This is a genomic window from Pseudomonas sp. URIL14HWK12:I12 (genome assembly GCF_003097135.1).
Classification (GTDB): domain Bacteria; phylum Pseudomonadota; class Gammaproteobacteria; order Pseudomonadales; family Pseudomonadaceae; genus Aquipseudomonas.
The window spans coordinates 180,788-206,764 of the sequence record NZ_QEQL01000004.1 but is presented as its reverse complement, the minus strand read 5'-3'; the positions used below and the strand labels follow the sequence as shown (position 1 = coordinate 206,764).

At 66.2% G+C, this 25,977-nt stretch carries 26 protein-coding genes; 21 read left to right on the top strand and 5 right to left on the bottom strand.

What is annotated here, in order from left to right; genetic code table 11:
- The first annotated feature begins 15 nt into the window (after positions 1 to 15).
- The 6 genes from F474_RS13655 to pepN are packed head-to-tail and all read left to right on the top strand — an operon-like array spanning position 16 to position 6,518.
- Positions 16 to 909 carry an NAD(+) kinase gene (locus F474_RS13655; RefSeq protein WP_097085073.1) on the top strand — a complete coding sequence of 298 codons (894 nt, stop codon included), beginning with the start codon at positions 16 to 18 and terminating at the stop codon, positions 907 to 909.
- The gene (locus F474_RS13650; RefSeq protein WP_097085074.1) at positions 909 to 1,880 is read left to right on the top strand and encodes a metallophosphoesterase; all 972 of its coding nucleotides are present in this window, start codon (positions 909 to 911) and stop codon (positions 1,878 to 1,880) included. Before F474_RS13655 ends, F474_RS13650 begins: the two co-directional genes overlap by 1 nt.
- On the top strand, positions 1,877 to 2,731 hold the full coding sequence (locus tag F474_RS13645) for a rhomboid family intramembrane serine protease (protein WP_097085075.1): 855 nt from the start codon (positions 1,877 to 1,879) through the stop codon (positions 2,729 to 2,731). Before F474_RS13650 ends, F474_RS13645 begins: the two co-directional genes overlap by 4 nt.
- Before the next feature lie 31 nt (positions 2,732 to 2,762).
- Entirely contained in the window at positions 2,763 to 3,023 is a 261-nt protein-coding gene (locus F474_RS13640) for a YeaC family protein (RefSeq protein WP_097085076.1), read from the top strand.
- Positions 3,020 to 3,850 (top strand): DUF2797 domain-containing protein, encoded by an 831-nt coding sequence (locus F474_RS13635; RefSeq protein WP_176510724.1) that lies wholly within the window; start codon positions 3,020 to 3,022, stop codon positions 3,848 to 3,850. The genes F474_RS13640 and F474_RS13635 overlap by 4 nt, the downstream gene beginning before the upstream one ends.
- A 10-nt stretch (positions 3,851 to 3,860) precedes the next feature.
- The gene (gene pepN / locus F474_RS13630; protein ID WP_097085077.1) at positions 3,861 to 6,518 is read left to right on the top strand and encodes an aminopeptidase N; all 2,658 of its coding nucleotides are present in this window, start codon (positions 3,861 to 3,863) and stop codon (positions 6,516 to 6,518) included.
- A 6-nt stretch (positions 6,519 to 6,524) separates the two neighbouring features.
- Here the strand turns inward: pepN and F474_RS13625 are convergent, their stop codons facing one another.
- Positions 6,525 to 8,450 (bottom strand): DNA topoisomerase III, encoded by a 1,926-nt coding sequence (locus F474_RS13625; RefSeq protein WP_097085078.1) that lies wholly within the window; start codon positions 8,448 to 8,450, stop codon positions 6,525 to 6,527.
- A 197-nt stretch (positions 8,451 to 8,647) separates the two neighbouring features.
- Here F474_RS13625 and F474_RS13620 point away from each other — a divergent pair, with 197 nt between their 5' ends.
- Complete coding sequence (locus F474_RS13620) at positions 8,648 to 9,532, top strand: DMT family transporter (protein ID WP_218191657.1); 885 nt, start codon at positions 8,648 to 8,650, stop codon at positions 9,530 to 9,532.
- A 3-nt stretch (positions 9,533 to 9,535) separates the two neighbouring features.
- Here F474_RS13620 and F474_RS13615 read toward each other — a convergent pair whose 3' ends face one another.
- From F474_RS13615 to F474_RS13605, 3 genes are read right to left on the bottom strand one after another with little or no spacing between them, the layout of a single operon-like run.
- Complete coding sequence (locus F474_RS13615) at positions 9,536 to 10,096, bottom strand: GNAT family N-acetyltransferase (RefSeq protein ID WP_097085079.1); 561 nt, start codon at positions 10,094 to 10,096, stop codon at positions 9,536 to 9,538.
- A 46-nt stretch (positions 10,097 to 10,142) separates the two neighbouring features.
- Positions 10,143 to 10,487: an EscU/YscU/HrcU family type III secretion system export apparatus switch protein gene (locus F474_RS13610; protein WP_097085080.1), complete on the bottom strand. Its 345-nt coding sequence runs from the start codon at positions 10,485 to 10,487 to the stop codon at positions 10,143 to 10,145.
- Positions 10,484 to 12,067, bottom strand: coding sequence for a flagellar hook-length control protein FliK (locus F474_RS13605; RefSeq protein WP_097085081.1), 1,584 nt, complete (start codon positions 12,065 to 12,067; stop codon positions 10,484 to 10,486). Before F474_RS13605 ends, F474_RS13610 begins: the two co-directional genes overlap by 4 nt.
- A gap of 134 nt (positions 12,068 to 12,201) precedes the next feature.
- Between F474_RS13605 and ccmA the strand changes: the two genes are divergently transcribed.
- From ccmA to F474_RS13555, 10 genes are read left to right on the top strand one after another with little or no spacing between them, the layout of a single operon-like run.
- On the top strand, positions 12,202 to 12,792 hold the full coding sequence (gene ccmA / locus F474_RS13600; protein WP_097085082.1) for a cytochrome c biogenesis heme-transporting ATPase CcmA: 591 nt from the start codon (positions 12,202 to 12,204) through the stop codon (positions 12,790 to 12,792).
- Positions 12,789 to 13,457 carry a heme exporter protein CcmB gene (gene ccmB / locus F474_RS13595; protein ID WP_097085083.1) on the top strand — a complete coding sequence of 223 codons (669 nt, stop codon included), beginning with the start codon at positions 12,789 to 12,791 and terminating at the stop codon, positions 13,455 to 13,457. The genes ccmA and ccmB overlap by 4 nt, the downstream gene beginning before the upstream one ends.
- Positions 13,458 to 13,482: 25 nt before the next feature.
- Positions 13,483 to 14,253 carry a heme ABC transporter permease gene (locus F474_RS13590; RefSeq protein WP_097085084.1) on the top strand — a complete coding sequence of 257 codons (771 nt, stop codon included), beginning with the start codon at positions 13,483 to 13,485 and terminating at the stop codon, positions 14,251 to 14,253.
- Positions 14,250 to 14,426 carry a heme exporter protein CcmD gene (gene ccmD, locus F474_RS13585; protein ID WP_097085085.1) on the top strand — a complete coding sequence of 59 codons (177 nt, stop codon included), beginning with the start codon at positions 14,250 to 14,252 and terminating at the stop codon, positions 14,424 to 14,426. Before F474_RS13590 ends, ccmD begins: the two co-directional genes overlap by 4 nt.
- Positions 14,423 to 14,866: a cytochrome c maturation protein CcmE gene (ccmE, locus tag F474_RS13580; protein ID WP_097085086.1), complete on the top strand. Its 444-nt coding sequence runs from the start codon at positions 14,423 to 14,425 to the stop codon at positions 14,864 to 14,866. The genes ccmD and ccmE overlap by 4 nt, the downstream gene beginning before the upstream one ends.
- Entirely contained in the window at positions 14,863 to 16,818 is a 1,956-nt protein-coding gene (locus tag F474_RS13575; RefSeq protein ID WP_097085087.1) for a heme lyase CcmF/NrfE family subunit, read from the top strand. The genes ccmE and F474_RS13575 overlap by 4 nt, the downstream gene beginning before the upstream one ends.
- Positions 16,815 to 17,348, top strand: a complete 534-nt coding sequence (locus F474_RS13570; protein ID WP_097085088.1) for a DsbE family thiol:disulfide interchange protein — start codon at positions 16,815 to 16,817, stop codon at positions 17,346 to 17,348. The genes F474_RS13575 and F474_RS13570 overlap by 4 nt, the downstream gene beginning before the upstream one ends.
- Complete coding sequence (locus F474_RS13565; protein ID WP_097085089.1) at positions 17,345 to 17,812, top strand: cytochrome c-type biogenesis protein; 468 nt, start codon at positions 17,345 to 17,347, stop codon at positions 17,810 to 17,812. The genes F474_RS13570 and F474_RS13565 overlap by 4 nt, the downstream gene beginning before the upstream one ends.
- Positions 17,809 to 18,975, top strand: a complete 1,167-nt coding sequence (gene ccmI / locus F474_RS13560) for a c-type cytochrome biogenesis protein CcmI (protein WP_097085090.1) — start codon at positions 17,809 to 17,811, stop codon at positions 18,973 to 18,975. Before F474_RS13565 ends, ccmI begins: the two co-directional genes overlap by 4 nt.
- On the top strand, positions 18,972 to 19,403 hold the full coding sequence (locus F474_RS13555; RefSeq protein WP_097085091.1) for a hypothetical protein: 432 nt from the start codon (positions 18,972 to 18,974) through the stop codon (positions 19,401 to 19,403). The genes ccmI and F474_RS13555 overlap by 4 nt, the downstream gene beginning before the upstream one ends.
- Before the next feature lie 48 nt (positions 19,404 to 19,451).
- Here F474_RS13555 and F474_RS13550 read toward each other — a convergent pair whose 3' ends face one another.
- Positions 19,452 to 21,725: a TonB-dependent siderophore receptor gene (locus F474_RS13550; RefSeq protein ID WP_097085092.1), complete on the bottom strand. Its 2,274-nt coding sequence runs from the start codon at positions 21,723 to 21,725 to the stop codon at positions 19,452 to 19,454.
- An 89-nt stretch (positions 21,726 to 21,814) separates the two neighbouring features.
- On the opposite strand from F474_RS13550, the gene F474_RS13545 reads away from it, so the two are divergent.
- The 4 genes from F474_RS13545 to F474_RS13530 all read left to right on the top strand — a co-directional run bounded on the left by F474_RS13545 (position 21,815) and on the right by F474_RS13530 (position 25,976).
- Entirely contained in the window at positions 21,815 to 22,576 is a 762-nt protein-coding gene (locus F474_RS13545; RefSeq protein ID WP_097085093.1) for a response regulator transcription factor, read from the top strand.
- Positions 22,573 to 23,940, top strand: a complete 1,368-nt coding sequence (locus F474_RS13540; RefSeq protein WP_097085094.1) for a cell wall metabolism sensor histidine kinase WalK — start codon at positions 22,573 to 22,575, stop codon at positions 23,938 to 23,940. Before F474_RS13545 ends, F474_RS13540 begins: the two co-directional genes overlap by 4 nt.
- Before the next feature lie 102 nt (positions 23,941 to 24,042).
- Positions 24,043 to 24,522, top strand: a complete 480-nt coding sequence (locus F474_RS13535) for a MarR family winged helix-turn-helix transcriptional regulator (RefSeq protein WP_097085095.1) — start codon at positions 24,043 to 24,045, stop codon at positions 24,520 to 24,522.
- Positions 24,519 to 25,976 carry an efflux transporter outer membrane subunit gene (locus F474_RS13530; RefSeq protein ID WP_097085096.1) on the top strand — a complete coding sequence of 486 codons (1,458 nt, stop codon included), beginning with the start codon at positions 24,519 to 24,521 and terminating at the stop codon, positions 25,974 to 25,976. Before F474_RS13535 ends, F474_RS13530 begins: the two co-directional genes overlap by 4 nt.
- Position 25,977: the final 1 nt, after the last annotated feature.

Sequence of the window (25,977 nt, the reverse complement as noted above, 5' to 3'; positions counted from 1 at the left end):
AGCCCCGGAAGCCCCATGGAGCAATTTCGCAATATCGGTATCATCGGCCGCCTGGGCAGCACCCAGGTCGTAGACACCATCCGCCGTCTCAAGCGCTTTTTGCTTGGGCGCCACCTGCACGTGATTCTCGACGAAGGCATTGCCGAAGTGCTTCCCGGCCACGGCTTGCAGATCAGCGCGCGTAAATTGCTGGGGGAAGTGTGCGACCTGGTGGTCGTGGTCGGCGGCGACGGCAGCCTGCTGGGCGCAGCTCGCGCGCTGGCACGCCATCACACCCCGGTGCTGGGCATCAACCGAGGTAGCCTCGGGTTTCTCACCGACATCCGCCCCGACGAGCTGGAAGCGAAGGTCGGCGAGGTGCTCGATGGCCATTACCTGGTGGAAAACCGCTTTCTGCTCGAAGCTGAAGTGCGCCGCCATGGCGAGGCCATCGGCCAGGGTGATGCGCTCAACGACGTGGTGCTGCACCCGGGCAAGTCCACGCGCATGATCGAATTCGAAATCTGGATCGACGGGCAGTTCGTCTGCAGCCAGAAGGCCGATGGCCTGATCGTGGCCACGCCTACCGGCTCCACGGCTTATGCGTTGTCGGCCGGCGGCCCGATCATGCACCCCAAGCTCGACGCCATCGTCATCGTGCCGATGTACCCGCACACGCTTTCGGGCCGGCCCATCGTGGTCGACGGCAACAGTGAGCTGAAGATCGTGGTCGCCAAGGACATGACCATCTACCCACAGGTGAGCTGCGATGGTCAGAACCACTTCACCTGTGCCCCCGGCGACACCATCACGGTGAAAAAGAAGTCACAGAAACTGCGCCTGATTCACCCGCTGGATCACAACTACTACGAGGTGTGCCGCACCAAGCTGGGGTGGGGCAGCCGCCTGGGCGGCGGGGGGAGCGACTGATGCTCGACCCGGCGCGCGGCTACGACCTGATCGGCGATGTGCATGGATGCGCCCAGACCCTGGAGCGCCTGCTGGAGGTGCTCGGGTACCGGCAGCACGGCGGGGTGTGGCGCCACCCGCGGCGCCAGGCGCTGTTTCTGGGCGATATCATCGACCGTGGCCCGCGCATCCGCGAGGCATTGCACATCGTGCACGGCATGGTCGAGGCCGGCCAGGCGCATTGCATCATGGGCAATCACGAATACAACGCCATCGGCTGGCATACCCCGGCCCCGGTGGGCAGTGGCCAGACGTGGGTGCGTGAACACACGCCGCGGCACCGGCGCCTGCTGGGTGCAACGCTGGATCAGTTCGAGCAGCATCCGGCCGACTGGCAAGCCTTTCTGGGCTGGTTCTATGAATTGCCCCTGTTCATCGATGCCGGCCGCTTCCGCTTGGTGCACGCCTGCTGGGACGAGCAGTTCATCATCCCGCTGAGCCAGCGCTTCGGTGGCGGGTGTGTCGATGAAACGTTCATCCAGGAATCCTGCGTGCCGGGCAGCTTCGCCTGCAAGACGTTTGACCGCTTGCTGCGCGGCACCGACATGCGCCTGCCGGGCGGGCTCACCCTTACCGGCGGCGATGGCCTGACACGCGCGTTCTTTCGCACCAAATTCTGGGAAGAAAACCCGCAAACCTATGGCGACGTGGTCTTCCAGCCCGATGCGCTGCCCGAAGAGGTCGCCAGCCAGCGCCTGACGCCGGCGCAGAAGCAGGCGTTGCTGTGCTATGGCGCCGACCAGCCGCTGCTGTTCGTCGGCCACTACTGGCGCGATGGCCCACCCGCGCCGCTGCGGCCGAACCTCGCCTGCCTCGACTACAGCGCGGTGCTCTACGGCAAGCTGGTGGCGTACCGGCTCGACGACGAAACCGCTATCGACCCCCGCAAGTTCGTATGGGTCGATGTCGAACGCTCAGGTGCTGCACCGTGACCCCGGTAGAAGCATTGCGCCTGCCACAGTCGGTCGACCTGGGCGGTTTCATCAACCTGCTCAAACGCCTGCAGATACCGCACCGTGTCAGCGAGGCCGGCGGCGAGCAGGTACTGTGGGCGCTCGATGAAGCGCAGGCGGCCAGCATCCGCGAGCTTTACCAGCGTTATCCCGAAGGCGGCGCGGCCCCTGCTGCGCCGCCGGTCGTGCGACCGGGCCTTGGCCGCCAGCTCAAGGCAAGCCCGGTGACCGCCGCTGTGTTGCTGGCCTGCCTGATCGTCGCTGCCGTGAGCTTGCTCGGCGACAACCTGCAGGCCCTGCGCTGGCTGACCTTTCAGGATTTCATCACAGACGGCGAGCGCATCTGGTTTCGGCCCTGGCTCGACAGCCTGGCCGCTGGCCAGGTGTGGCGCCTGGTCACGCCGATGTTCCTGCATTTCGGCGTGCTGCACCTGGCGATGAACAGCCTGTGGTTCTGGGAGCTGGGCCGGCGGGTGGAATGGCGCCAGGGCAGCGCTCGGCTGTTGGGCCTGGTGTTGGTGTTCAGTGTGGTATCCAACCTGGCGCAGTACGCCTGGAGCGGGGCAAGCCTGTTCGGTGGCCTCTCGGGTGTGCTCTACGCCCTGCTCGGGCATGTATGGCTTTACCAGTGGCGAGCCCCGGCGCCCCTGTACCGGCTGCCCAAGGGGGTGCTGGTGATGATGCTGGCCTGGCTGGGGCTGTGCCTGACCGGTGCGGTCTCGGCCTTGGGTTTTGGCGAGATCGCCAACGGTGCGCATGTGGGCGGGTTGCTGGCCGGTTGCGCCACCGGCCTGTTGGGCGGCACGCTGGCCTGGCGTAAACTACGGTAACTGTTTTCCCTTCATCAACGCGGACGCTCCGATGACCCAATTCTCAAAGCTGATCGAGAACATCACTCCCGACATCTACCAGAGCCTGAAAACCGCCATCGAGATCGGCAAATGGTCCGACGGGCGCAAGCTCACGCAGGAACAGAAGGAGCTGTCGTTGCAGGCGGTGATCGCCTGGGAGATGCAAAACCTGCCCGAAGAAGAACGCACCGGCTACATGGGCCCGCAAGAGTGCAGCAGCAAGAGCGCGCCGGTGCCCAACATTCTGTTCAAATCGGATGCCATCCATTGATCGAACAGTTTCGCGGTGCCGTACAAAAGATGGCTGTGCGCCTGGAGGCGCCTGAAGTGCGTTATAGCCTTCGCCTCGGCGAGCAGGCCATCGAGCTCAACCCGCTGATTGGGCAACACCTCAAACTCGAGTACCTCGGCCAGATTCACTGCGTGAATTGCGGCCGGCGTACCCGCACCAGTTTCAGCCAGGGCTATTGCTACCCCTGCATGCAGGCGCTGGCCGCGTGTGATGTCTGCATCATGGCCCCGGAAAAATGCCATTACGAACACGGCACCTGCCGCGAGCCCGTCTGGGGCGAGCAGTTCTGCATGACCGATCACATCGTTTACCTGGCCAACTCCTCGGGCGTGAAGGTCGGCATCACCCGCGCCAGCCAGCTGCCTACCCGCTGGCTCGACCAGGGCGCCAGCCAGGGCTTGCCGATTCTGCGGGTGGCTACCCGGCAGCAGTCCGGGTTGGTCGAAGACCTGTTGCGCGCCCATGTGCCGGACCGCACCAACTGGCGCGCGCTGCTCAAGGGGCCGGCGCCGGAGGTGGACCTGCCCGCCGTACGCGAAATGCTCTTCGACCGCTGCGCCGAAGGCCTGGCTGCCCTGCAGGCGCGCTTTGGCCTTCAGGCCATCCAGCCGCTGCCCGACGCTGCGCTGGTGCAGATGAACTACCCCGTGCGCGCCTACCCTACAAAGGTGGCCAGTTTCAATCTCGACAAGCAGCCCGTGGCCGAAGGCACCCTGATGGGCATCAAGGGCCAATACCTGATCTTCGACACCGGCGTGATCAACATTCGCAAGTACACCGCCTATCAACTGGCCGTGCATCAGTAAGGACATCGTTATGCGAACCGAGCAGCCTCGTACCATCTACCTGAAGAATTACACCGCGCCCGACTACCTGATCGATGAGACGCACCTGACCTTCGAGCTGCACGACGACCACACCCTGGTGCACGCGCAACTGGTGATGCGCCGCAACCCTGCCGCCGGTGAGGGGCTGCCGCCGCTGGTGCTGGACGGCCAGCAGCTCGAGCTGCTGAGCCTTGCCCTGAATGACCAGGCGCTGGCCGCTGGCGACTACCAGCTTGGCGACAGCCACCTGACCCTGCAGCCAACCACGGCCGAGTTCACCCTCGACAGCACTGTGCGTATTCACCCCGAGACCAACACTGCGCTCGAAGGGTTGTACAAGTCGGGCGGTATGTTTTGCACCCAATGCGAAGCCGAAGGCTTTCGCAAGATCACCTGGTACCTGGACCGCCCCGACGTGATGAGCAGCTTCACCACCTCGCTCTCGGCCGACAAGCAGAAATACCCGGTGCTGCTCTCCAACGGCAACCCGGTAGCCAGCGGTGACAGCGAAGATGGGCGCCATTGGGCGACCTGGGAAGACCCCTTCAAGAAGCCGGCCTACCTGTTCGCCCTGGTAGCGGGTGACCTGTGGTGCGTCGAAGACAGCTTCACCCGGGCCAGCGGCCGTGACGTGGCCCTGCGCATTTACGTGGAGCCGGAAAACATCGACAAATGCCAGCACGCCATGGACAGCCTGAAGAAGTCCATGCGCTGGGACGAAGAAGTCTACGGCCGCGAATACGACCTGGACATCTTCATGATCGTGGCGGTCAACGACTTCAACATGGGCGCCATGGAAAACAAAGGCCTGAACATCTTCAACTCCAGTTGCGTGCTGGCTCGTGCCGAAACCGCCACCGATGCTGCGCACCAACGTGTCGAGGCCGTAGTGGCGCACGAGTACTTCCACAACTGGTCGGGTAACCGGGTGACCTGCCGCGACTGGTTCCAGCTCTCGCTCAAGGAAGGCTTCACGGTGTTCCGCGATGCCGAGTTCTCCGCGGACATGAACTCGCGCACCGTCAAGCGCATCGAGGATGTGGCTTACCTGCGCACTCACCAGTTCGCCGAAGACGCCGGCCCCATGGCCCACCCGGTGCGCCCAGCCAGCTTCATCGAGATTTCCAACTTCTACACCCTGACGGTGTACGAGAAGGGCGCCGAGGTGGTGCGGATGATTCGTACCCTCCTGGGTGCGGAAGGTTTCCGCAAGGGCAGCGACCTGTATTTCGAGCGGCACGACGGCCAGGCGGTCACCTGCGACGACTTCGTCAGCGCCATGGAAGAGGCCAACAGCGTAGACCTTGGCCAGTTCAAACGCTGGTACAGCCAGGCGGGTACCCCGCGCCTGGCCGTCAGCGAACATTACGACGCCGCAGCCGGATGCTACAGCCTGACCTTCCGCCAGAGCTGCCCCGCAACGCCTGAGAGCGACCATAAGCTGCCGTTCGTGATCCCCGTGGAGCTGGGCTTGCTGGGCGCCGATGGCCAGGACCTGCCGCTGCGCCTGAAAGGTGAAGCCAGCGCCCAGGCCACGCAGCGTGTGCTGCAGGTGACCGAAGCCGAGCAAACCTTCACCTTCGAAGGCCTGGCGCAACAGCCGCTGCCTTCGCTGCTGCGCGGTTTCAGTGCGCCGGTGAAGCTGAGCTTTCCTTACACCCGCGATCAGCTGATGTTCCTGATGCAGCACGACAGCGACGGGTTCAACCGCTGGGAAGCCGGCCAACAGTTGGCCGTGCAGGTGCTGCAAGAAATGATCGGCCAATACCAGGCCGGCCAGCCTCTAGTCGCTGACCAGCGCCTGGTGCAAGCGTTCGCTGCACTGCTGGCCGACGAAAGCCTGGACCCGGCCATGGTCGCTGAAATGCTTTCACTGCCTGGCGAGGCGTACCTCACCGAGATCAGCGAGGTGGCCGATGTGGAGGCGATCCACGCCGCCCGCAACGCTGCCCGCCTGCAATTGGCCAAGACCCTGCGTGAGCCGCTGTGGCGCCGTTACCAGGCCGCTCGCGCGCAATCCCGTACCACGCCTTACCTCGCCAGCGCCGAGCATTTCGCCCGCCGCGCCCTCCAGAACATCGCGCTCTCTTACCTCATGCTGCTGGAAGAGGCCGAAGGGGTGGCTGCCGCCCAGGAACAGTTCGAGCACGCCGACAACATGACCGAGCGCCTGACCGCCCTGGCCGTGCTGGTCAATTCGCCGTTCCAGCAGGAGCGCGATGCAGTGCTTGCGCAATTTGCCAGTGAATTCGCCAACAACGCGCTGGTGATGGACCAATGGTTCAGTGTGCAGGCGGCCAATACGCAGCCTGGCGGCCTGGCAAGGGTCAAAGCGCTGATGCAGCACCCGGCGTTCACCCTGCGTAACCCCAATAAGGTGCGCGCCCTGATCGGTGCCTTCGCCGGCCAGAACCTGGTCAACTTCCATGCAGCCGACGGCACCGGCTATCGCTTCCTGGCTGACATCATCCTGGAACTGAACAAGACCAACCCGCAGATCGCCTCCCGCCTACTGGCGCCGCTGACCCGCTGGCGCAAGTACGGCAGCGCCCGCCAGACGCTGATGAAGGGTGAGCTGGAGCGGATCCGTGATTCGGGTGAACTGAGCAGCGATGTGTTCGAGGTGGTGAGCAAGAGCTTGGCGTGAGCCTGCTCAAGCCTTGGCGCCCTTGCGGCGCCGAGGTGCACCCGCTGCCGAGCGGGCGCCTCGTTTCTTCTGCCAGGGTTTTTTGACCGAAGCCGGCGCCGGCCCGCTGATGGCCAACCGCAACCCTTTGCAGCGCTCGACCAGCTTGCCCATCCAGGCTGACTGGCGGGCAACGAATTCTTCCAGTGCCATTTCGCCGCTTTGCACCATGTCCAGTGCCTGTTCCCAGATGGCGGTGGTGCCAGGGTCGGCGATAGGCCTGGGCACCGCGTCGATCAGGCTGAAGGCCGCTGGTGTAGCCGCCAGCGCCTTGCCGTTTTTCAGAAGATAACCGCGGTCGAGCAGGCCCTGGATGATGCTCGCGCGCGTGGCCTCGGTGCCGATGCCGGTGGTTTCTTTCAGCTTTTGCTTGAGCACCGGGTCGCTGACCAGCTTGGCGACATTCTTCATGGCGCTGATCAGGTCGCCCTCGGTGAAGGGCTTGGGCGGTTGGGTGAAGAGCGACTTGAGCCGAGGTTGGCCCGCGTCGCAGGCCTGCCCGCGCTTGAGCGGCGGCAGCACCTGCACCGTAGGCTGGTTGCCGCTGGGCGCAAGGGCCTCGGGCAGGGCGCGTTTCCAGCCGGGCTCAGCCACCACCTTGCCGGTGGCCAGCAGCGGTTCGCCAGCACACACCAAGCGCGCCCGGGTGCGGTCGTATTCGTGATCGGGCAAGAACTGCGCGAGATAACGGGCGCGGATCAGGCTGTAGACCGCCCGATGCTTGCCGCTCAGGGCGCCCAGGCCGCGCGCTGCGGCAGTGGGAATGATGCCGTGGTGGGCGGTGACCTTGCTGTCGTTCCAGGCCCGTGAACGGCGCCCCGGTTGCAGGTGGGGGGCAAGCACCTCAAGCGCAGGGTCGGCGGCGGCCAGAGCTTTGAGAATCGCCGGCGCCTCGGCGTGCTGGCTGTTGGGCAAGTAGCCGCAGTCGCTGCGCGGGTAGGTGATCAGCTTATGGGTTTCGTAAAGCGCCTGGGCGATGTCGAGGGTCTCCTGGGCGCCCAGGCCCAGCTTTTTCGAGCACAGCTGCTGCAGGGTGCCGAGGTCGAAGGGCAGGGGGGCGGCCTCTTTTACCCGCTCTACCTTGACCTCGCTCACCTGCGCGTCGTCGGCGCTCTCGATCGCTCGGGCGGCTGCCTGGGCCACTTCCTGCTTCAGGCAGCGGCCCTGGTCGTCGCAGTGGGCTTCGGGGGCCTGCCACTGCGCGGTGAAATGGCCTTCGGCCGTGCTCAAGGGCACGTCGATGGCCCAGAAGGGGACCGGGACGAAATCGGCAATGGCGCGGTCGCGGTCGACCACCAGGCGCAGGGTTGGGGTTTGCACGCGCCCCACGCTCAGCACCCCGTCGTAACCGCCCTGGCGGCCGAGCAGCGTAAATAACCGGCTCATGTTCATGCCGATCAGCCAGTCGGCGCGGGAGCGGCCAAGGGCAGACTGATAGAGGTTGAACGTGGCCGCGCCTGGCCGCAGGCTCGCCAAGGCCTTGCGAATGGAGGCGTCATCCAGTGCCGAGAGCCACAGCCGTTGAACCGGGCCGCGGTAGCGGCAATGTTCGACCAGTTCGCGGGCGATCATCTCGCCCTCCCGGTCGGCGTCGGTGGCGATCACCAGCTCCGAGGCTTCGCCCAGCAGGCGCTTCACAGCCTTGAACTGGGCGGCGGTTTTGCGCTTGACCTGCAGCTTCCACTGGCCTGGCACGATGGGCAGGTCGGCCAGGGCCCACTTCTTGTAGCGGGCGTCGTAGGCATCGGGCGGGGCGGTTTCGAGCAGGTGGCCGATGCACCAGGTGACGCGAACGCCATTACCCTGCCAGCAACCTTCACCGCGCTGGCGCGCGCCCAGTACCTGGGCGATGTCCTTGGCTTGGGAGGGTTTTTCGCAGAGGAACAGGCGCATGGTAGCGGGCCGGCTGGGGAACGTGGCGCAAGGATGCGACAGGCCGGCAAGGCGAGCAAGCGAAAATTTGTATGGATATACAGTATTGTCTGCCGCCGGGGTTTCGCCGGCCGGCTATCTCTGGCTAAATCGGCGGCCCCTTGCGCTCAATGGACCTGACCATGGCCTCACCACAACCTTCTGGTACCCACTCATCGCTGCACGCGCTGTTCCCGCTGTTTACCGTGGTGTTGTGGGCAGGCAATACGCTGGTCACCAAGCTCTCGGCCGGGCTCATCGCCCCGGCTTCGATCACCTTCTACCGCTGGGCGCTGGCCTTGTTGCTGCTGCTGCCGTTCACCGCTGCCGGGTTGTGGCGCGAGCGCCGGAGCGTGCGCCGGCACTGGCCACAGCTGGCCGCATTGGGGCTGCTGGGCATGGTGATCTACCAGGGCCTTGCCTACAGCGCCGCGCAGAGCACCAGCGCCACCAACATGGGCATCCTGATCGCGCTGTCGCCCCTTATGTCGGCGCTGCTCAGCAGCCTGCTGGCGCGCGAGCCCTTGACCTGGGGTGCGCTGCTGGGCGGGCTGGTGTCGTTCGCCGGGGTGTTGTGCCTGATCGCCCGAGGCGAGCCGGGCAATATCGCGCACCTGCGCCTGAGCGGCGGCGACGGGTTGATGCTGGTGGCGGTGCTGGCCAACGCCCTGTATGGCGTGTTGTTGCGGCGCTGGCAGTTGCCCCTGGGCGCCTGGCTGCAACTGACGGTGCAGGTTGCCTGCGCGCTGGTGTGCCTGCTGCCCTGGTACCTCCTGGGCGAGCGTTCTGGCATTACCGCGCAGAGCCTGCCGCTGGTGCTCTACGCAGGGCTATTGGCCTCGATTCTGGCGCCCTGGCTGTGGATCAACGGTGTGCAGGCGGTAGGGCCGAGCCGGGCCAGCCTGTTTCTCAACCTGATCCCGTTGATCGTCGCGCTGGTCGCGGTGGGCTGGCTGGGTGAGCGCCTGGCGCCCTATCACGCGATGGGCGGTGCGCTGGCACTGCTGGGGGTGTGGCTGGGGCAAGCGCTGCGCCGGCCCCTGAGGGCCACGCCGCAGGCCTGACGCCTAGGGGCGGCGCGGGCGCGATACCACCGACTCGATGTTCTTGCGCCCGATCAACCGCACGGGCGCCGGCTCCTCCAGCCACTTGTACATCACCAGGCAATCCACCAGCCCTTCGGTGGCGTGGCGGTAAGCCTTGGGCAGCCTGCCGACTTCCTCGAAGCCCAGCTTGCGCCACAGCGCCACAGCGACTTCATTGGTGCTGACCACCGAATTGAACTGCATCGCCAGAAACCCCGCCGCACGCGCCTGCGCCTGCGAATGCTCGCACATCAGCCGCGCCACCCCCTTGCCACGGGCGGCTGCACTGACCATGTAGCCGCAATTGCTAACGTGGCCGCCAGGCCCTGCAGCGTTGGCCTTGAGGTAATAGCTGCCCAGCAGGGTGCCGTCATCGTCTTCGGCCAGCCAGGTCTGCAGCGGCAAATGTAGCCATAGGTGCTCAGCTTGCTCGCGGGTGGTGGCGGGGTCATAGGCATAGGTGGCCTGGCCCTGCACTACGGCCTGGAAAGTGGGCCAGAAACGGTCGAAATCAGCTGCCAGCATCGGGCGCAGGTGGGTCATGCGGAACGGCCTCGGTGTTATCAACAGACGCAAGCATACCTGAGCTTCAGGTTTTGGCGGGGCCCAAGAGGCGTGGCAACGAGGGCGTCACGTCGCGCTCGGGCTTCGGCCCAGGCATCTCGAAGCCAGGCGGGCGCTTGCCCTGTAGGTACCAGGCAAAGGAAATGATCTCGGCGATGGTCAGGTACAACGCCTCCGGTATTTCCTCGCCCAGCTCCAGGCGCGCCAGCAGCTTCACCAGCTCGGCATTCTCGTAAATCGGAATTTCATGCTGTTTGGCCAAGGCCAGGATCGCCTCGGCCAGCTCATCGTCGCCCTTGGCCGAAAGGTTGGGCGCACGCTCACCGTCGTAGGTCAGCGCGATGGCCTGGCGGGTAAAAGAGGTGCTCATGCGGTTTCATCCACCCAGCGTTGGTCCAATTGCGTGCGCGGCCCGCGCGCGGGTTTGCCGGTGTGGCAGTTGAGCTCGCCCACTTCGAGGCCGGCGTCGCTCAGGCGCTGCCGCAGGTAGCCCAGCTGTTGCTCGATGAGCGCCGCAGTGCGCGGGTTCTCGGCCCATAGCTGGCTGGTCAGCTGGTTTTCCAGCAGCTCTACCTGCACCTGCAGCGGGCCCAAGGGGTCCAGATCGAAGGCCAGCTCCAGGCGCCAGAGTTTGCGCCTGGGCCGAGGGCGGCCCTCGGCGTCGGTTTCCTCTTCGCCTTCTTGCCCCTCGCTTTGTACTCGTACCTGCAAGGGAATCAACCCATCCAGGTAGCGCATCGGGATTTCCAGCTGCCATGTAGTGAGTACCTTGCCGTCGGCCTGCACGCCGCTGTGTTCCAGGCTGGTGAGCTGGTGGGTCTGCAGCCGTGAAATGGCCGCCGAGGCCAGCCGCAACAACGCGTGCAGGTCTTCTTCGCCGTCCTGGGCCTCGGCATTACGCGAGGGCAGCGGGAAATCGCTGTCCAGATCAGGCTTGGCGCTGACCTGCCCGAGCACCCCCAAAGCGTTGCGAAGCCGGTTCGATTGCTGCGCGCGGGCCAGGTTCTGGGCGATGACCGCCAGCGTGGCCGGGTTGATCGACCCGCCCTCAGGCAGGTTCGGCAGCAATTGCGCGACCAGGCGCAGCAGCGCGCTCTTGAGGTCAGGCGCCGGTTGCTCGGTGGCCAGGCTGCCGGCGAGCAGCCGGCTTTCCATGAACAGGCCGCTGGCCTGGAAGGCCTGGGCCACGGCCTTGGGGTCGGTGAGGTCGGCTGGGCTGGGCAGGCTGGCCAGCAGCGCCCGGGCCTGGCTGGCTACCGCCGGCGGCAGCGCCCCACCTGCCTGTGCGTTTTGCAGCAGGCCGAGCAGGCTGGGCAACGAGGCCTGGCGGCTTTGCTGGGTGTTGAGCTGCTGGCTCAGCGCCAACTGGTCGAACTGCTGGCCCACCTGCACGAAACGCAGCGCCTGCGGCCCCTGCACCACAGCGCTGAGCAGGCTGCCCAGGCGCAGGGGTTGGGGGCTGTCCAGGGTCAGGCTCTGCCCGGCCAGTGCGCTGCCCAGCAGCGCAACCGTGGCCCGGTACTGCATCGGGGCGCCGGGGAGGTCAGCGGGCAGTGCCACGCTGGTGATCACTTTGCCTTGGAGCAGCGTGCCCGGCGGCACCTGGCGGGTGTCGAGCTCGGTGAGGCTGCCGGCACCCGGGTTGGTGACTGCCAACTGGTTGCTGAACAGCTTCTGCACCAGCAGTTGCGTGCCCTGGGCCAGCGGTTGGCTGGTGCTCACCTGCAAATTCAGGGATTTGCCGTTGTCGAGCGTCAGCGCCAGCAGTACCTGGAAGTCCTGGGCACCCTGGCGGACCTGCAGCACATCGGCGCGGGCGGTCTGCCCCGGTGCCAGCGCACCTGCGGCCGGCTGCAGCAGGTTCAGAAGCTGCCCGGTGAGCGCCGCGCCGCGCTGGGCGGAGGCCAGGGCCGAGGCGGAGGCCGCTACGCTGCTTATTTCTGAAGTCATCGGCTTACCTGGGGGCTGATTTGCGCCCTGTTCAGGGCCCGGCTCGGGTATCATTGCCGGCCGCTACATGATGCACCTGTATCGGCCCGCGTGCCCAAGCCTTGAGCCGCCCGCCCTGATCCAAAGGCCATTTCGTGACGACGTACCTCAAAGCCCATCAGCTGGCATGCGAACGCGACGGCCGCCTGCTGTTCGACTCGCTGAGCCTTGCGCTGCCGGCTGGTGCCCTGCTGCATGTGCGCGGGCCCAACGGTGCCGGCAAGAGCACCCTGCTGCGCGTGCTGGCCGGGCTGATGCCGCCCACCGAAGGTGAGGTAGTGCGGCTGTGCCCGGTGCTGTGGTTGGGCCATGCTGCAGGCATCAATGAGCACTTGAGCGCCGAGGAAAACCTCGCCTGGGCCGCCGCCTTGGCAGGTGAGCGTGCCGGGCGCGAAGCACTGTGGCGGGCACTGGCGGCTGCCGGGCTGGCCGGCTACGAAGATGCGCCGTGCCATACGCTGTCAGCCGGGCAGAAGCGCCGCGTCGCGCTGGCGCGCCTGCACTTGCCCGGCGCACCGCTCTGGGTGCTCGACGAACCTTTCACCGCGCTCGATGCCCAGGCGATTGCAGCGCTCGAAGCGCACCTGGCCGCGCATTGCGAGCGGGGCGGGGCGGTGGTGCTGACCACTCACCACGCCCTGGCTGTGCGGCCGGCGCTGTACAGCGAGCGGGAGCTGGCCACATGAGTGCCCTGCTGCCCACCCTGCGCCGCGAGCTGCGCTTGCTGTGCCGCCGCCCAGGCGACTGGCTCAACCCGCTGGTGTTCTTCGCCTTGGTCATCACGCTCTTCCCTTTAGGGATGGGCGCCGAGCCTGCGATGCTGCGCGACATCGCCCCCGGCCTGATCTGGGTAGCGGCGCTGCTTGCCGTGATGGTGTCGCTGGACGGGCTGTTTCGCACCGACTTCGACAACGGCTCGCTCGAGCAGATGGTGCTGGCACCGCAGCCTTTGGCCTTGTTGGTGCTGATGCGGATACTCGCGCACTGGCTGCTCAGCGGGTTGTCGCTGGTGCTGGTCGCGCCGCTGCTGGCGCTGATGCTGGGCTTGCCGCACCATTGCCTGCCGTGGCTGATGGTGTCGCTTTTGCTGGGTACGCCGGCACTGAGCCTGATCGGCGCGGTAGGCGCCGCCCTGACGGTGGGCCTCAAGCGCGCCAGCCTGTTGCTGGCGTTGTTGACCCTGCCGCTGTATATCCCGGTGCTGATCCTCGGCAGCGGCACGTTGCGCGCTGCGCTGCAAGGCTTGCCGGTGGCCGGGTACCTGTTTTGGCTGGGCTGCCTGGCGATGCTGTCGATAACCCTGGCGCCGCTGGCGATCGCCGCCGGTTTGCGCATCAGCGTGGCTGAGTGACTAGAACGATGACCGAGAAACCCTGATGAGCATTTCGAGCAAGGGCTGGGCGTGGTTCCACCGCTGGAGCTCGCCCAAGTGGTTCTACACACTGGCCGGGCGCCTGCACCCTTGGCTGGCGCTGGGTGCCGCGCTGTTGCTGGGGGTGGGCGTGGTGTGGGGGCTGGCCTTTGCGCCGCCCGATTACCAGCAGGGCAACGCGTTTCGCATCATCTATATTCATGTGCCCAGCGCGATGCTGGCGCAAAGCTGCTACGTGTTGATGGCCGTGGCCGCGGTGGTCAGCCTGGTGTGGAAGCTCAAGCTGGCCGATGTCGCGCTGCGCTGTGCTGCACCCATCGGTGCGTCGATGACCGCGCTGGCGCTGGTTACCGGTTCGATCTGGGGCAAACCGACCTGGGGCACATGGTGGGTGTGGGACGCGCGCCTGACCAGCATGCTGATCCTGCTGTTTCTCTATGCCGGGGTGATCGCCCTGGGCAACGCCATCGGCAACCGCGACAGCGCCGGCAAGGCCTGTGCGGTGCTGGCCATCGTCGGCGTGGTGAATATTCCGATCATCAAGTATTCGGTGCAGTGGTGGAGCACCCTGCACCAGGGCGCGACCTTCACCCTGACCGAGAAGCCGGCGATGCCGGCACAGATGTGGCTGCCGTTGCTGTTCACGGTATTGGGCTTCTATTGTCTGTTCGGTGCGCTGTTGCTGGCGCGCATGCGCCTTGAAGTGCTGCAGCGCGAGGCGCGCAGCGGTTGGGCGCAGGCGGTGGTGCGCCAGGCGCTGGAGGGGCGGGAATGAGCTTCGGATCGATGGGCGAGTTCTTCGCCATGGGCCATCACGGGGCCTATGTATGGGCGGCCTATGGCCTGTTCGTGCTGGTGCTGGCCTGGAACATCGCCAGCCAATGGCGAGCGCGGCGCCGTTATCTTGAGCAACAGGCTCGCCATGCGCGGCGGGAGCGCCGGCCATGAACCGCCAACGCAAGCAGCGGTTGTTGCTCGTGCTGGGCCTGCTGGCCGGCCTGGGCGGGGCACTGGCACTGGCCCTGAGCGCGCTGCAGCAGAACATCAACCTGTTCTATACCCCCACGCAGATCGCCGACGGCGAGGTGCCCCCGGGGGTGCGTATACGGGCGGGCGGCATGGTCGAGCGCGGCTCGCTGGTGCGTTCTGCCGATTCGCTCGCGGTGCGCTTCGTGGTCACCGATTTCAATCGCTCCGTCACGGTCACCTACCGCGGCATCCTGCCGGATCTGTTTCGCGAGGGGCAGGGTATCGTTGCCCTGGGGCAGGTGAACGCCGCAGGGGAGGTAGAGGCCGACGAGGTACTGGCCAAGCATGATGAGAAGTACATGCCGCCGGAAGTGAACAAGGCACTCAAGGATGCCAAGGCCGTGCAGGTGCAGCGATGATCCCGGAACTGGGGCAATGGGCATTGATCCTGGCGCTGTGCCTGGCGGCATTGCTGGGTACGCTCGCGTTGCTCGGCGCCTGGCGTGGGCAGGTGCACTGGATGGCGCTGGCCCGGCCATTGGCCGTGGGGCAGTTCGCGTTCGTGCTGGGGGCCTTCGTGTGCCTGGCGCACGCCTTCATGGCCAACGATTTCTCAGTGGCCTACGTGGCGGCCAACTCCAATACCGCGCTGCCCTGGTATTACCGCCTCAGCGCGGTGTGGGGTGCCCACGAGGGCTCGCTGCTGCTGTGGGTGTTGATCCTGGCGGGCTGGACGCTTGCCGTGGCACTGTGCTCGGCGCAGTTGCCGCGGGAGATGCTGGCGCGGGTATTGGGGGTGATGGGGCTGATCAGCACGGGGTTCTTGCTCTTCGTGCTGCTGACCTCCAACCCGTTTGCGCGCATCCTCCCGCAGGTGCCGCTGGAGGGCCGTGACCTGAACCCCTTGCTGCAGGACTTCGGCCTGATCGTGCACCCGCCGATGCTCTACATGGGGTATGTCGGCTTCTCGGTGGCCTTTGCCTTCGCCATTGCGGCGCTGCTGGGCGGCCGTTTGGATGCGGCCTGGGCGCGCTGGTCACGGCCGTGGACGCTGGTCGCCTGGAGTTTCCTGGGCGTTGGCATCTGCCTGGGCTCCTGGTGGGCGTATTACGAGCTGGGCTGGGGCGGTTGGTGGTTCTGGGACCCGGTGGAAAACGCCTCCTTCATGCCCTGGCTGGTGGGAACGGCGCTGATCCACTCGTTGGCCGCCACCGAAAAGCGCGGGGTGTTCAAGAGCTGGACCGTGCTGCTGGCCATCGGCGCATTTTCGTTGAGCCTGATGGGCACCTTTCTGGTGCGCTCGGGCGTGCTGACCTCCGTGCATGCTTTTGCCGCAGACCCGACCCGAGGGGTGTTCATCCTCGCGTTTCTGCTGTTGGTGGTGGGCGGCTCGCTTGCCTTGTTCGCTGTGCGCGCGCCGGTGGTGCGCAGCCGGGCGCAGTTTGGCCTGTGGTCGCGGGAAACCCTGCTGCTGGGCAACAACCTGGTGCTGGTGGTGGCTGCCGCGACCATCTTGCTGGGTACTCTCTATCCACTGCTGATCGAGACCCTGACCGGCGCGCGGCTGTCGGTCGGGCCCCCTTATTTCAACCTGCTGTTCCTGCCGCTGATGGCACTGTTGATGGTGCTCTTGGCGGTGGGTGTGCTGGTGCGCTGGAAGCAGACCCCTGGGCGCTGGCTTGCTGGCCTGCTGTTGCCGGTGATGGGTGCGGCGGCCCCGCTGGCGCTGCTCGTAGGCGGGCTGGTCGGCGGCTTCGACTGGCCAGTGCTGAGCGTATTCGCCCTGGCTTTCTGGGTGGTCGGCGCAAGCCTGCGCGACATCGCTGCCAAGTGCCGCCATGTCGGCCTGGGTGGGCTGCGCCGCAGCTACTGGGGCATGCACCTGGCACACCTGGGGCTGGTACTGTGCGCCCTGGGCGTGGTGCTGAGCAGCCAGCACAACGCCCAGCGCGATGTACGCATGGCGCCGGGGGAGGCGGTGGAGCTTGGCGGCTACCGCTTCAGCTTCGAAGGCACACAGCAAGTGCGCGGGCCGAACTGGATGGCCGACCGCGCGCTGGTCCGCGTGACCCAGGGCGGCAAGCCAGTAGCCCTGCTGGCCCCGGAAAAGCGCCACTACGACGCTCAGGGTTCGGTGATGACCGAGGCGGGGATCGACCCTGGGCTGTGGCGTGATCTGTACGTGGCCCTGGGCGAGCCGCTCGACGGCGGCGCCTGGGCGGTGCGCTTGCATGTGAAGCCGTTCGTGCGCTGGATCTGGCTGGGCGGCTTGTTCACTGCCCTTGGGGGCCTGCTTGCCGCCGCCGATGGCCGCTACCGCCAGCGCCTTCGCCTGCGGCGTGGCGTTCAACCGTTGGAGGGCACCGAATGAAGCGGGCGGTCCTGTTGGTGCCGCTGGCACTGTTTCTGTTGCTGGCGGTCGTTCTCTACCGAGGGCTGTACGGCCAGCCTGAGGTATTGCCGTCGGCGCTGATCGGCAAGCCGCTACCGGCCTTCGAGTTGCCGGCGGTGCAGGGCGGGCCGCCAGTGAACCGCCAGGCGCTGCTGGGCAAGCCGGCGCTGGTTAATGTGTGGGGTACCTGGTGCGTGGCCTGCCGCGAGGAGCATCCGGTGTTGAACGGGTTGAAGGCCCAGGGCGTGCTGATCTACGGCATCGATTACAAAGACGACAACACCGCCGCCCGCCGCTGGCTGGCCGAATTCCAAGACCCCTATACGCTGAACGCCGACGATGCAGACGGCAGCCTGGGGCTTGACCTGGGCGTGTATGGCGCTCCCGAAACCTACCTGATCGACGCGCAGGGCATCATCCGCTACAAGCATGTGGGGGCGATTACCGAGCAGGTCTGGCGCGACGAGCTGGCCAGCCGTTACCAGGCGTTGCTGGAGGCGCCCCAATGAGGCTTCGTGATGGGGCGCTGGCGGCGGTTTTGCTGCTGAACCTGCCGTGGGCGCAAGCGGCCATCGATGCCACACCCTTCCAGAGTGAAACGCAGCGCGAGCGTTTTGCCGACCTGACCCGCCAGTTGCGCTGCCCCAAATGCCAGAACCAGGACCTGGCCGACTCCGATGCGCCCATTGCCGGCGACCTGCGCAAGCAGATTCAGCGGCTGATGAGCGAGGGCAAGAGTGACCAGCAGATCGTTGCGTATCTGGTAGCGCGCTATGGCGAGTTCATTCGTTATCGCCCGGTGCTGGAGGCGCGCACCGGGCTGCTCTGGTTCGGGCCGCTGATCGCGTTGCTGATAGGGGCCGGTGGTATTGCCCTGATCGTGCGTCGGCGCCGTATGGCCGCCGGGCCGGTGCCGTTGTCTGCCGATGAACAGCGCCGTCTGGCACGCTTGCTGGATGAGCACTCACGATGATGCTGTTATGGGGCGCCCTGGCGGCGATGGCCTTGTTGGCTATGGGCTTTGTGCTGCTGCCGCTGCTGCAGGCGCCGCGCCCGTTACCGGCGCCAGCGCGTGAGGCGCAGAACGTAGCGCTGTATCGGGAGCAATTGGCGCAGTGGCAAGCTGAGGCGGCTGAGGGCAGCGTCAACCCGCAAGGGCTGGAAGCGGCAAAGGTAGAAGCAGCGCGTGCCTTGTTGGCCGACAGCGCCGCCGTGGATAGCCCGGCCGGCCGCGCTGACCGTCGCCTGCCGGTGGTACTGGCACTGCTGATGCCACTGGTTGCGGCGGGGTTGTACGCCGGTGTAGGGGCCGGCGCCAAGGTGGCCTTAAGTGAGCGGCTTGCCACCCCGCCCACCTCGGCGGCAGACATGCGCGAACGCCTCGAGGCGGTGGTCAGGGCGCAGCCAGACGGGGTAGAGGCGCTCTATTATCTGGCGCGCGCCTACATGGCCGAAAATCGCCCTGCCGATGCGGCGGCGCTGTTCGAGCGCGCAGTGGCCCTGACCGGTCGTAGCCCCGAGCTGTTGGGCCAGTGGGCGCAGGCTCGCTATTTTGCCGCCAACAAACAGTGGTCACCGGCGCTTCAGGCCCTGGCCGACGAAGCTCTGCGGGCGAACCCCAATGAGGCCACCACGCTCGGGCTGCTCGGCATCGCCGCATTCGAAAGCCAGCGCTACGCCGACGCTGCCGGTTGGTGGGCGCGGTTGCAGGCGCAAATGGCGCCGAACGACCCGGCCCGCCTCGCGCTGCAAGGCGGGATAGACCGCGCCCGTGAGCGCGCGGGCGTCAGCGGAGCGCCAGGCTTGCGAGTACGGGTGAGCCTGGCGCCGGCCGTGGCCAGGGCGGTGCAGCCGACAGACACCGTGTTCGTCTTCGCCCGCGCATTGAACGGCCCGCCGCTGCCGTTGGCGGTCAAGCGCCTGACGGTTGCCCAGCTGCCCGCTACGCTCACCCTCAGCGATGCCGATGCCATGCAGCCTTCGCTGAAACTGTCGAGCGCCACGCAAGTCCAACTCGGTGCGCGCATCAGCCGACAGGGCCAGCCCACCCAGGGTGAATGGCTCGGGCGCGGCGCAACGGTCGCCCCTCGCGAGGAGGCGCTTCAATTCCTGATCATCGACAGCCCAGACCCATGACCCTAGCCTTGCCGTTTGACCGTTACGCCCGCGCCGCGCTGATCTGCCTGGCCATGGGCCTGTCGGCCTGCTCCGTGCACAAGCCCATGCAGCAACCGGCACCGCCGGTGCCCAGTGTGCCGCCGAACCCGGGCAGCCTGCCCAGCACACCGGTCACACCGGGTGGCCCGGCAACCCCAGCCACCCCCACACCGGCCAAGCCCGCGCCGCGCACTTCCGCAAGCTTTGCGCCGCCGCCGAGCGGGCCCAGCCATTGGGATGCCAGCTTGGGGGTGTATGTGCTGGAGGGCACTGACGGCTTGTATTACCGCCAGCGTACTTATTACCGGTACGACAACGGCTGGGCCTGGGCTACCAGCCCGAACGGCCCGTGGCAGGGCACCGACAGCAGCGGCGTGCCGCCGGGCCTTGGGCGGCTGCATCCCTGAGGGTGTGCAAGGCGGCGCATCGCGCCGCCTTGCACCCTGGTGCGCGGTTCAGAAGCGGGTGCGTACCGTCACCTGCAGGTTGCGCGGGTCACCATAGATCGCTCCGGCATAGAACCCGTATTGGGTGTAGTAATGCTTGTCGAAGAGGTTGTTGGCATTGAGCGTTACGGTGGTGTTGTCGGTCAGGTCATAGCGGGCCATGGCATTCCAGATCGCATAGCCGGACCAGTTAACCTCGGTGGTTCCTGAGCTCGTACCATTGGCCGGCTGCCCAGCCGGGCTTGAAAGGGCGCGAATGTTGCTCTGGGCATTGACGCCTGCGCCGAGTGTGAGGCGGTCGAGCCTGCCCGGCAGCCGGTAAGTGCTCGAGAGCTTGAACAAGTGCGAGGGGTCGCTGCGCCCGTCGCTGTCTACACGCCTGAAGTGCAGCCAGGTGTAGCCGGCGTAAACGTTCCAGGCCGGTGTGATCGCACCGGAAAGCTCCAGGTCGATGCCGTCGGTTTCCACGCCTGTACCGGCCACATACGCCTGTGCGCCACTGGGGGTGGTATTGGCACCGTCCATCACCGCTTTGTTTTGCTGCTGGGTGCGGAAATACGCGACCTGTGCGTTCAACCCGCCATCGAACCATTCACCCTTGATGCCGGTTTCGTAGCTTTTACCCCGAATGGGCTCCACCGGGCTGCCGCCGGTGGTCTGCGAGGTTTGCGGGGTGAAAATGTCGGTGTAGCTGGCATAGAGCGAGTAGTGCGCGTTCAGGTCGTATACCGCGCCCAGGTAAGGCGTGACGATGCCGCTTTCATGGCCGGTGGCACGGCTGCCGCTGGTGGCGGTGGTGGTGGCGCTGTAATCACTGACCCGGGCGCCGATGATGATCGACAGCGGGTCGGTGACGCTCAGGCGAGTGGCGCCGTAGAGGCCGCTGAGGCGGGTCACGGTTTTGCTGTGCAGCCCGGTTTTCCAGGCGTCGAGCCGGATGTCGTCATCTACGCCATTGCCCCAGTCGCTGATGGCAAAGCCATTGTTGGCGCGGAATTGGCAGTTGGTCGACACGGCGCTGGTGCGCGTGGCGTTGAACATCCGGCAGTTGTACTGCGGGGTCCAGTCGACGGTGCGGCTGTCGCTGTAGCCGAACATTGCCTGGTGCTCGCGGCCCAGGGCCTGAAAGGGCCCGGAGAGGTCCAGCTGGGCTGACTGCTGGGTGCTGTCGGTAGAGCTGTGCAAGGCGTTGAGCACCGCCCCGGTACCGTCCTGGTTCCAGTAACCGCCGTAGCGGCCTGCGCCAGCGGAGTTCACCTTGGCGACCCCACGGTGGTTGAGCACGTCGCTCTCGCTTTGCGCCGCACGCAGGTTCAACGACCAGTCGTTGTCGAAACGGTGCGCCAGCGAGGCGAACCCGGTGCGCGTGGTGTACTCGCCGAAGCTCCAGCTGGGCGCCACATTGGTACTGCGCGGCAAGTCGGTCTTTTGCCCGTTGCCGTACCACAGGGGAATGTTCGCGCCCCAGCCGCCGCCGACGATCTTGTAGTACTCGTACTGAAAGCCAGCGCCGAGGGTGGTGCTCTCGGTGAGGTCGAACTCCAGGTTTGCCAGCGCTGCGCGGGAGCGGTCCGACTGCTGGTCGCGGAAGGCGTTGGCCTGCTGCTCGGTCACTACCAGGCGTGAGCGCAGGCGCCCATCGGCCGACAAGGGCAGGTTCAGGTCAGCGCCTGTGCGTTGCTTGTCCCAACTACCGTAGGTGGCCCAGGCGCTGCCGCCGAACTCACGGGTTGGCCGCTTGCGGATCAGGTTGACAGTGGCCGAGGGGTCGCCCGTGCCGCCGAGCAGGCCGTTGGCCCCGCGCACGATGTCGATGCGCTCGTAAAGGTCCATGTTCATCGCCGCCCCGCCGCCGGAGAAGCCGGTCGCGCCCTGGTACTGCAGGCCGTCGACTTTCCAGTTGCTGATCGAATAGCCACGGGCCCGGTAATCGGTGCGGCCGCCGACCTCCGACTTGCTCATGCTCACCCCCGGCGTGGTTTCCAGTGCCTGTTCCAGGGTGCCGATCTGGCGGTCGGTCATCTGTTGTTGAGTGATGGTGCTGACCGACTGCGGGGTTTGCCGGGGCGTAAGGTTCAGGCCGGTAGCGCTGGTGGTGCGCTTGACGGTATAGCCCCGTTGCTCACTGGCTGGGGTACTGGGCAGCGCGGTACCGCTGACGTCTATCGGCGCAAGGTCAAGCGCTGGCTCCTCGGCATGAGCGGCGGCGCTGGCAGACAGGGCGAGGGCGAGGGTCAAGGCGCTGTAGCGCGGGCAACGGGCGAACGGGATCGAATGGGTCATGAGGGGTAATGTCGTGTTTGAGTATGATTCTTGATATCATTCTTCGGATTTTTCCCCGCCGCTGTACCGCGCATTTGTATGGGCATGTAATGGAATGTAACGAGATACCGAGCCTTGGCTCGGCGCCTGCCTTCACCCCCCGTAGCACCGTTCTGGTGGTCGACGATGACGACGAAATCCGCGAGCTGCTGGCCGATTACCTCAGCGACGCGGGCTATCACGTGCTCGAGGCCGCCGACGGCCAGCAGATGTGGGCGCACCTGCGCAAAAGCGTGCCGCAGTTGGTGGTGCTTGACCTGATGCTACCCGGTGAGGATGGCCTGAGCCTGTGCCGGCAGCTGCAACGATGGCCGGGGCTAGGGGTGATCATGCTGTCGGCGCGTGGTTCGGCAATGGACCGCATTGTCGGCCTGGAGGTGGGCGCCGATGACTACGTGTGCAAACCCTTCGAGCCTCGCGAGTTGCTGGCGCGGGTCAAGGCTGTTCTGCGCCGGGCACAGGTGGCCGCGCCCGCACCCGCAGCCCGGTCGCCTGCGGGCGAACGCTTCTGCGGCTTTGTGCTCGAGCACTCACGGCGCCAGCTGGTGCTGCCCGGGGGCGCCAGGGCCGTGCTGCCACGCTCGGATTACCGAGTGCTGCGTGACCTGCTGGCCAACCCTGGGCGGGTGCTCGGCCGCGACCGGCTCAGCCGCGCCGCCCTGGGGCGTGAGTTCCTGCCTGAAGACCGCTCGGTAGACATGTGCATCAGCCGTTTGCGCCAGCATCTTCGCCGCGGCGCGGTGGCAGGGGTGGAGATCGTGACCGTGCGCAACGAAGGCTACTTGCTGAGCCTGCCCGGCAGCACGCAGTGAGTTGGCACCGCCTATGGCCCGGCACCTTGCTTGGGCAACTGGCGCTGATCATGGCTGGCGGCACGCTGGCGATCCAGCTCCTCTCCAGCAGTATCTGGTTCGATGTGCGCTTCGCCCAGATTCTCGAAGCCCCGGTGCGCCTGATGGCCGCGCGCAGCGTCGCGTTGATCCGCGCAGGCTGCGAGCAGCCCGTGGCAATGCCCGCACACTACACCCGGCGCTGCAGCGCCGAGCCTCCTCGCACCGACCTGGACGCCCGCCCTGGCCACCGGCGTATCAATCGCCTGCTGCAGGAAGCGCTCGCCTACGAGATGCACGAAACGCGGGCGGTACGCCTGGCCGACGCCAGCCTCACCGACGCGGCCGGCCAGCCGGTGGTTTGGCGCAGCTTGTTCGCCCCCCGCAGTGCCTGGGCGCATGTGGGCTTTGCCGTACAAATGGCCGATGGCCGCTGGCTGCAGATCGAAGGCCAGGAGATGCAGGGCTGGAGCGGCGAGTCGACCTGGGTGTTGCTGGCCGACTATCTGCTGCGGGTGTATGCGCTGCGGCTGCTGGCGGTGCTGGGCATCTGCCTGATCGCCGCGCGTTTGTGCCTGCGCCCCTTGCGGCGCCTGGCCAGCGCGGCCAAGGCACTGGGCAGTGACCTCGAGCAGCCGCCCCTGGCAGAAGAGGGGCCGCGCGAGGTCCGGGAGGCGTCGCGCGCCTTCAATAGCATGCAGCGACGCCTGCAAGCCATGGTCCGTGAGCAGAGGCACTTTCTCGCAGCGGTGTCGCACGACCTGCGCACGCCGCTGACGCGCCTGCGGCTGCGCATCGAAAAGGTCGCCGACCCCGAGCAACGCCAACGCCTGGGGCGCAACGTGCGCGAGATGGACCGGATGATCGGCCAGGTGCTGGATTACCTGCACAGCGCCGAACCCCCAATGATGCGCCCTGTGGCCGTTCGGCCACTGCTGGTGCAGCTGGGCGCGGAGTTGGCCAGCACGGCTGAGCCCTTGCCGATCGAAGGCAGCGAGGTGCAGGTGCTGGGCAATGAGGTGCTGTTGCAACGTGCGGTACAGAACCTCGTGGTGAATGCGCTGCGCTATGGCCGTGATGTGCGTATCGAGCTGCGGCGCGTGGGTGCGCAGGTCAGTATCGCCGTGCTTGATCGCGGCCCAGGCATCCCACCGGCGCAGCTGCCCGGCATCGAGCAGCCGTTCGTCCGAGGCGAGGCCTCGCGTAATTCAGGCCAAGGGGGCTATGGGCTGGGCTTGAGTATCGCCGCGCGTATCGCCACCACCCATGGTGGGCGCTTGCAGTTGGACAATCGACAAGGGGGCGGCCTTGAGGCCGCGCTCTGGCTGCCAGGCCTCACGCAATAAGCCATCGTTCGTCGGCTGGGGTAGCGGTGCTTGACATTCGCTGCCTAGGCAGTAATATCACGTTACACATTCGCTGCCATGGCAGTTACTGCCCATACACTTATGCTGCATTTCACTCCTGCAACCTTTGGCGATTGCCAGCTGCCGATGCTGATCGGCCGCACGGCCATTCTCAAGGACCGTACCCTTGACCGGCACCTGGAGCCTTACGAGATCACCAGCGCGCAGTTCAAGGTGCTGATCATCGTGGCCCGGGGCTATGTCGACACGCCCGCTGAATTGTGTCGCTACCTGGCGCTGGACAGCGGCTCAATGACCCGCATGCTCGACCGCCTGGAACAGAAGCAACTGATCGAACGAACCCGCAGCGCTGCCGACCGGCGCCAAGTGCACCTTGCCTTGACTGCTGCAGGCCAGGCTTTGGCTGATCGCCTGCCGGAAATCGGCGCAGCAGCGCTCAATGAGCTGGTCTCGATGCTGGAGCCTGCGGAATTCAACGAGCTGCAGCGCATTCTGCGCAAGATTCTCATCCATGCCGGCGATTCGGTCGCCTGCAGTTTTCCGGGTAATGAACGACCATGAAATTGCCAGCTTCGCTGCATACGTTCGCGCCGCTGTGCCTGGCCATGGCCTTGGCCGGTTGCGCCAGCACCCACGGCCTGCACACTGATTCGAAGCTCAACCAACCCGGTGACCTGGCCGCTGGCAAGACGCTCTCCGGCGTTGCCCTGAGCCCGGCCGCTTGGCCGCAGCCCAACTGGTGGGCGGCCCTGGGCGACCCACAGCTTGACGGGCTGATCGACGAAGCGCTGCGTGACAACCCCGACATGCAAGCGGCCAGCGCCCGCGCCCACCAGGCCATGGCGGCCGCTTACGCCGCCGATGCCGACCGCATGCCTGAAGTGAACGCCGATGCCGGCGTGACGCGCTCGCGAGTGTCGCGTTATCAAGACCCAAGAGGCGAGGGCGGCAACCTGGGCACCCTGCGCAGTGCCGAGCTGACCTTCAGCTACACCTTCGACCTCTGGGGCGGCCAGCGCGCTGCCTGGGAGGCGGCGCTGGGCCAGGCCCGCGCGGCCGAGGTCGACCGCCAGGCGGCGCGCCTGACCCTGGCAGCCGATGTGGCTCGCGCTTACAGCAACCTGGCCCAGGCCTACGTGCTGGACGACCTGGCCCAGGAAGACCTCAAGCGTACCAGCCAGCTGCTTGAGTTAGGCCAGCGCCGCTTGGCCTCGGGCATTGACAGCCAGTATCAACTGCAACAAACCGAGAGCCTGCAAGCCACCTCGCAGGCCCAGGCTCTGGAAACCGCTCGCCAGCTGCGCAGCGCGCGGATCGCCTTGGCAGTGCTGCTGGGCAAGGGCCCTGACCGCAGCGCCGAGCTCGCCCGGCCCAAGGTGTTGGTGCCTGCTGCAGTGCAGTTGCCCTCAAGCCTGCCGGCCGACCTGCTCGGCCGCAGGCCCGACCTGACCGCTGCACGCTGGCGGGTAGAGGCGGCCAGCAAGGATATCAAGGCCGCCACAACGCGCTTTTACCCCAACCTCAACCTGAGCGCCGCTGCCGGTACCCAGGCGGTGCTGGGCGATGCGCTGTTCGGCAGCGCCAGCAAGTTCTGGAACATTGGCCCGGCGTTGTCGTTGCCGATTTTCGATGGCGGCCGGCTGCGCGCCAACCTCGATGCCCGTGACGCTGATTACGACCTGGCGGTCGCCCAGTACAACAAAGTGCTCAACCAGGCGTTGGCGGATGTGAGCGATGCGATCAACCAGCTCGACGGTATCGGCAGGCAGGTGGCCGCCCAGGCCCATGCTGCCGACGTGGCCCAGCACTCGTTCGACACCGCGACGCAGCGCTACTCCTCAGGCATCGGCAACTACCTCGACGTATTGACCGTCGAGCAGCAATTGCTGCAGGCCCAGCGCCAGCTGGCGAGCCTTGAGGCCCAGCGCATCGACACCTCGATTCAACTGATGCAGGCACTCGGGGGCGGCTTCTCCGCCCAGGGGCTCGCCGCCAATGACACCCAAGGTAACTGAA